Source organism: Mycobacterium asiaticum DSM 44297 (genome assembly GCF_000613245.1).
In the GTDB taxonomy this organism is placed as follows: Bacteria; Actinomycetota; Actinomycetes; order Mycobacteriales; family Mycobacteriaceae; genus Mycobacterium; species Mycobacterium asiaticum.
This window is the reverse complement of sequence record NZ_HG964939.1, coordinates 609,015-614,751: the sequence shown is the minus strand read 5'-3', so window position 1 is coordinate 614,751 and position 5,737 is coordinate 609,015. Positions and strand designations below refer to the sequence as shown.

At 64.2% G+C, this 5,737-nt stretch carries 5 protein-coding genes and 3 pseudogenes; 5 read left to right on the top strand and 3 right to left on the bottom strand.

From position 1 onward, the window contains the following. Positions 1 to 66: pseudogene (locus tag BN972_RS30715) on the top strand (hypothetical protein); the annotation flags it as partial. Here the strand turns inward: BN972_RS30715 and BN972_RS26920 are convergent. Continuing rightward, a complete protein-coding gene (locus BN972_RS26920) occupies positions 60 to 1,130 on the bottom strand; it encodes a zinc-binding metallopeptidase family protein (protein ID WP_080697225.1) in 1,071 nt (356 codons plus the stop codon). The pseudogene BN972_RS30715 and the gene BN972_RS26920 sit on opposite strands and share 7 nt — an antisense overlap. A gap of 91 nt (positions 1,131 to 1,221) precedes the next feature. Beyond that, the gene (locus tag BN972_RS26915) at positions 1,222 to 1,536 is read right to left on the bottom strand and encodes a hypothetical protein (RefSeq protein ID WP_036365589.1); all 315 of its coding nucleotides are present in this window, start codon (positions 1,534 to 1,536) and stop codon (positions 1,222 to 1,224) included. A gap of 178 nt (positions 1,537 to 1,714) precedes the next feature. On the opposite strand from BN972_RS26915, the gene BN972_RS26910 reads away from it, so the two are divergent. Together BN972_RS26910 and BN972_RS26905 are read left to right on the top strand one after the other, a co-directional pair. After that, positions 1,715 to 2,428 carry a TetR/AcrR family transcriptional regulator C-terminal domain-containing protein gene (locus BN972_RS26910; protein ID WP_036365586.1) on the top strand — a complete coding sequence of 238 codons (714 nt, stop codon included), beginning with the start codon at positions 1,715 to 1,717 and terminating at the stop codon, positions 2,426 to 2,428. A gap of 105 nt (positions 2,429 to 2,533) precedes the next feature. Further along, entirely contained in the window at positions 2,534 to 3,622 is a 1,089-nt protein-coding gene (locus BN972_RS26905) for a fatty acid desaturase family protein (protein WP_036365582.1), read from the top strand. Here BN972_RS26905 and BN972_RS30710 read toward each other — a convergent pair. Next, a pseudogene (locus BN972_RS30710) lies at positions 3,599 to 4,494 on the bottom strand (alpha/beta hydrolase). The gene BN972_RS26905 and the pseudogene BN972_RS30710 overlap by 24 nt on opposite strands. A 340-nt stretch (positions 4,495 to 4,834) precedes the next feature. Between BN972_RS30710 and BN972_RS26895 the strand changes: the two are divergent. Both BN972_RS26895 and BN972_RS28625 read left to right on the top strand, forming a co-directional pair. Then, positions 4,835 to 5,077, top strand: a complete 243-nt coding sequence (locus BN972_RS26895) for a CDGP domain-containing protein (protein WP_099051246.1) — start codon at positions 4,835 to 4,837, stop codon at positions 5,075 to 5,077. 174 nt (positions 5,078 to 5,251) lie between these two features. Further along, a pseudogene (locus tag BN972_RS28625) lies at positions 5,252 to 5,737 on the top strand (PE family protein); the annotation flags it as partial.

Sequence of the window (5,737 nt, the reverse complement as noted above, 5' to 3'; positions counted from 1 at the left end):
CACAACGTGACTGACCAGGGCATGATCGCCACCGCGATGCGGCTGCTCAACGCGGTGCCCTACGTCGTCGCCGCGCCGACGGGATTGCTGTCCTCGCTTGATCTGCCGTTGACCACGCCGGCCGCCGACGTCTTCCGGGCCGCCTCACCTATGACGGTGTGAATGAAACGCATCTTCTCCAGCACGGGTGTCGGCAGGATGAAGGGATAGAGGTCACCGCGACCCATAGAGCGGCTCACCATGTTCAGCGACCACGCCAGTGGCAGCCACCTGGCGATGAGGGTGTCGAAAGTGCTCAGTTCTGGCATCCGCTGACCGAAGGCCGCGGTGGCCGGCGCCAATCCGAAGGCTCCGGCGGTATCGATGGTGTCGCGGATGTGCAGGTAATGCGCGAAGGTCTCCGCCCAATCCTCGGCGGCGTGCATGGTCGCATAGGACGACACGAACTCCTGTTTCCACCGCGCCGGCGCGCCCTGGTTGTAATGGCGGTCCAGTGCTGCTTGGTAGTCGGCGGCAGGGTCGCCGAAGAGAGCCCGGAACTGCGCGAGTCTGGGCAGTGATGCTCCGACGAGTCGGTGGAAATAGGCGTGCGCCGTTTCATGCCGGAAATGCCCGAGCAAGGTGCGGTAGGGCTCGTCCATGGCGATGCGAAGCTGTTCGCGGTGCACATCGTCGCCTTCCGCCAGATCCAATGTGATCACGCCGTTCTCATGGCCGGTGAGCACCTTGCCGTGAGCGCTGGAGAGTAGGTCGAACGCCATCCCGAAGTCGGGGTCTTCGTCACGGCCGATGATCGGCAACTCGAGCATTGCCAGTTCTGCGATCAGGCGGCGTTTGGCTCTTTCCGCGGCGGCGAACTGCGCCATGCCAACCGCGTCACTGTGATGGGGCCGAGTGCGTGTCAACCGGCAAGATGCACACAACTCGCCGGCACGGCCGGTTGCCGAGCTGGCATCCAGAACCCAATTGCACTCCGCGATAAAGAGGTTGGCGCACGGTCGGTAGGCGTCGGTGAACGTCACCAAGGATCCCTGCCGAAGGGAAAAGCTCACGCGGCTCTTGCACTTCAGGCACAGCGAGTTCTCGAACGTGAGGTGCTGGCCGCAACGGGGGCAAGTGAAGTCGCGCAACGCGCTATCCGTTCGGTTCTATCTTGGCCCGTTCCATGTGAACGGGCGGGTGCCGTGGGGCCCAGGCAAGCCGGGCCCCTTGGCGGTCCGCCTAGGAGGCGGAATGATTCTCGTGGCTGCCGGACTTGGCAAGCCCGCGTGCCACCATGTAGCCGATCGTCAACCAGGTGATGTATCGCAGCGCCTCAGCGGCTCCGAACGGGTCGGCGCTGCCCTGGTCGTTGCCGCTGACGATCAACGCGGTGAGAACGACTGCCGTCACCGCGCCGAGGTAAGCGATCAGCTCGCTGGTCTTCAGTGACAACTTGGTTTCAGCGCTGCGCCGTGTCGGCACGTGGCTGCGCTGTCCCTGCGGGTAACCGGCGTTCGCATCGGTACGGGTGTCGGTGTGGATGGTGTTCGTCATTTCTCTCCTCGAGATTGGGGGGCCGCTTCGCCACTGATCTCCGATGCCCTCCTGCGGTGGTGGACACTTCCGGGGTAGCTTGGCCGTCGATACTTACAATGTAAGCATACATAGAATGTACGGTATAAGTATATGATGTAAGTCTCGACGGAAATGTGTTGGCTAGCGAGGAGGCGGCATGGCAGGGCGCAAACGCGGTGGGGCCGAGTCCGTGCGCCAAGGTTCGCCTCGTCGAGTCGCGCTGACGCGTGAGCGGGTGCTGCAGGCTGCGTTGCAAATTGTGGACACCGAAGGAGTTGAGGCGTTGTCCATGCGACGCCTGGCCCAGGCAGTCGATCGGGAAGCGATGTCGCTTTACCGCTACGCGGAGAACAAGGCCGCCCTGCTCGACGGCATCGTCGAGCTCGTCCTCAGCGAGCTCGCCATCGACGCCGGTGCGGCCGACTGGCGCGCGGAGCTGTGTGAGCTGGCGCGCAACTTTCGTCGGCTCGCTCTCGCGCACCCGAACGTGGTCCCTTTGCTCGTAACCCGGCCGCTGGCCACCCCCCTCGGGTTACGGCCGCCAGGGTTGCTGCGCCCCTTGGAGGACTTCCTTGAACTGCTTGTCAGTGCAGGTTTCACCGCCCCGCAGGCGCTGCATGCCTATCGCCTGTTTTTCGGATTCCTGAACGGGCACATCCTCGATGAACTGCAGGAAGTGGTGGAGAATCCCGAGGAAACCGACTACTTGCTCCGGCTCGGTCTGCACCGGCTGCCGCTGAGCCAATTCCCCAAGATTCGCGCCGTAGCTTCCGAGTTGGCCCATTACGACGGGGCCGCCCACCTTGACCAAGGCGTGAACATGATGATCGCCGGCCTGCAAGCCCACTTCCAAGGTCAGCCCGATGTGTGAGGCGACCTGCGCCGCTCCTGACTCGGCAGGCCTGAGGCGCCGTGCCCATCTGCGTGCTCTCCGTCGAAGGCGATCGCGCCACTTGCGAAGCGAGGACATCCTCTGATGGCGATTGCCGACGTCGCGCAGTTCGCGCATCTGAGCCCAGCCGATATTGAGTCGCTCGGGGCTGAATTGGATCAAATCCGCCGCGACATCGAGATGTCGCGGGGCGAACGCGACGCGGCATATATTCACCGCACCATTGCGTTCCATCGGGCGCTCGAGGTGTGGTCGCGCCTGGTGCTCGGCCTCACCCGCTCCCGAGTGGGGTGGGTTATCGGCGTGGGATCTTTGGCCTTCGCCAAATGTGTCGAGAACATGGAGATCGGCCATAATGTCGGCCACGGTCAATGGGATTGGATGAACGACCCCGAAATCCATTCCAATACCTGGGAATGGGACATGGCGGGTGTGTCCTCGCAGTGGAGGTATTCGCACAACTACCGCCATCACGTCTTCACCAATGTCCTCGACATGGACGACGACCTGGGTTTCGGGTTCATGCGGGTAACTCGTGATCAGCCGTGGGAACGCCGCCATCTAGTGCAGCCGCTGCGAAACCTGTTGTTGGCCATTGCATTTGAATGGGGCGTTGCACTGCACGGCCTGCGCGTCGCACGCACTCATCCGCTGGCGGGTGCCGACAAAACCGATGCGAAGAGCGTATTGCTGGTCAAGAGTGCGCGCCAGATAGCCAAGGACTTCGTTGTGTTCCCAGCGCTGAGCGGAGCGCGGTGGCGCCGGACCCTCGCCGCGAACGCAGCCGCGAATGTGCTGCGCAATCTGTGGGCCTACGCGGTGATCTTCTGCGGCCACTTCCCCGACGGTGCGGAAAAGTTCGACGCCGTTGTCGTGGCCGATGAAAGCAGAGCTCACTGGTACTTGCGTCAGATGCTCGGAACGGCGAATTTCAATGCCGGCCCCGTCCTGGCATTTGCCAGTGGCAACCTCTGCTATCAGATCGAGCACCACCTGTTTCCCGACCTGCCCAGTAACCGGTACGCCGAGATCGCCAGGCGGGTGCGGGCGTTGTGCCACAAATACGACCTGCCTTACACGTGCGGACCACTCGCGCGCCAACTCTTATTGACGACACGCATTATCCACAAGTTGACGTTGCCCGACCGGCTACGGAGTGCGACCGTGGATTAGGGGTTGACCGCAGAAGTAGGTGTCGAGCGCGTGCCGGAACCAGCGGTTGCGATACTGGATTGCCCGCTGACTGATATCGGCCTTGCCGGCAAAACCTTCGAACCCGTGATAACAGCCGGGGAATACCCGGAACTCGGTGGGAACCTGCGCCGCTTTCAGCGCTTCCATGTACGCAACCGTCTCGTCGCGGAACGTGTCAACGTCACCGACGAAGCTGAACGTGGGCGGCAGCCCGCGGAAGTCAGTGGCGCGGGTTGGTGCGGCGTAGGCCGGAACCTGTTCTGTGCCATACAAATCACCGAGATACATCTGCCACGCCGCCTTGTTCGTCGCAGCGTCCCACACCGGAGCGTCGTTGTGTTGTGCGAAGGGCGTGCTCGCGCGGTCATCGATCATCGGATACAGCGGCATCTGAAAGGCGATACCCACTTCGGCTTTGTCCCGCGCATACAGCGTCACCGCTGCGGTCAGACCGCCGCCGGCGCTGCCACCGAATACGACCAGCTGGTCGCTGCGCACGCCCAGGCGTTCGGCGTTGTCCCGCAACCAGAGCAACGCGGTGTAGCAATCTTCCAGGGCCGCCGGGTAGGGGCTTCGGTACTGAGCCGGTAGTCCGGTGACACGACCACGCAGTCGCTCTGCTCGATCAGCGCACGACAGCCCACCGCCTCCAGATCGGGCGAACCCAGCGCGTAGCCACCGCCGTGCAGGTACAGCACACCGGCGACGCCGCTTTGCGGCTCGAGCGGGCTGTACACCACAACGCGCAGTTGGGTTCCGTCGGCACGGGGGATCCATTCGGTCTGTCGTTGTATCCCGGAGATCGCGCGGCGCTGGGCGTATCGCCCGATGGCGCCTTCGATCCGGCGCATGCGCCGAATCTTGCGTTCGTCCTGGTTGGCCATCAGTGCCCGAAACACCTTTGCCCGCCTGCGCAGCTGCGGGTCGATCATCGTCACGCGGGTGCCTCCTTTTCATCACCCTGGATTGCGAGCCGTCGGCGATCTTGATCCGTTTCTACCCAGGCGTACTGGTTGGCCACGCAATGGATGTTCGCACACCGTCCGTCGCGGGCGGTTACGCCAACCGCGTGCCGATGCAATGATTGCTGCAGTAGTCCGAGGAGGCGCAATGAGTGCATTCACGATCACGTCCCCACGAGGGATCGCCGCCTTCGTCACCGGCCTGGGTGCCGCACTGACGGGCGCCGGAATGATCGCCGCGGCGCCACCGGCCAGCGCTGGCTGTATCTACCCCGGATGGGGCGTCATCAGCAAGTGCGACGGACCCATCCAGCCCGACGGCACCTGGGAACGTTGCGTCGCGGTGCAGACTTGGGTTCCGCACGGCGCGAGTTCGTATCAGGTGCCGGTCAAGCACTGCGACTCGATGGGCGCAGACCAGCGTCCGCCCGATCCCGCCGTGGCCGACCCACCCTTGCACATCGACGACTGAGCGGTTTTATCGGAACCGTTAATTCTTTGCGTCTGAGCAGTTTTGGGGCGAATCGGCAGTTTCGCAGCTTGCCCGGCGATATGATTCTTTTCTGCCCAAGGGTCGGTGACGACCCGGGGGCATCTCCCGGGTCCGTCCTGGCTTATTGGGTCATGACCCGCAGGGAGGTGCCCGATGTCTTTTGTGATTGCGCTGCCGGAGTTGTTGGACGCAGCGGCCAGGGATTTGGCGGGTATGGGTTCGACGCTCGGGGCGGCCAATGCGGCGGCGGCGGGCAACATCGAGGCGGTGCTGGCGGCGGGCGCTGATGAGGTGTCGGCGGCCGTGGCGGCGGTGTTCGGCGCGCACGGCCAGGCCTATCAGGCGGTGAGCGCGCAGGCCGCGGTGTTCCATGACGAGTTTGTGCGGGCCCTGTCCGCGGGTGCGGGGTCCTATGCCAGCGCCGAGGCCGCCAGCGCCGCGTCGATAACCAGTCCGCTGCTCAACGCGATCAACGCGCCCTTCCTGACGCTCACTGGGCGCCCGCTGATCGGCAACGGCGCCAACGCGGCGGCGGGGTCCGGTGCCGCGGGCGGGCCGGCGGTGGTTGTACGGCAATGGTGGCGCCGGCGGGTCCGGCCCGGTCGGCGGTGCCGGGGCGCCGCCGGGACTGTTCGGCAA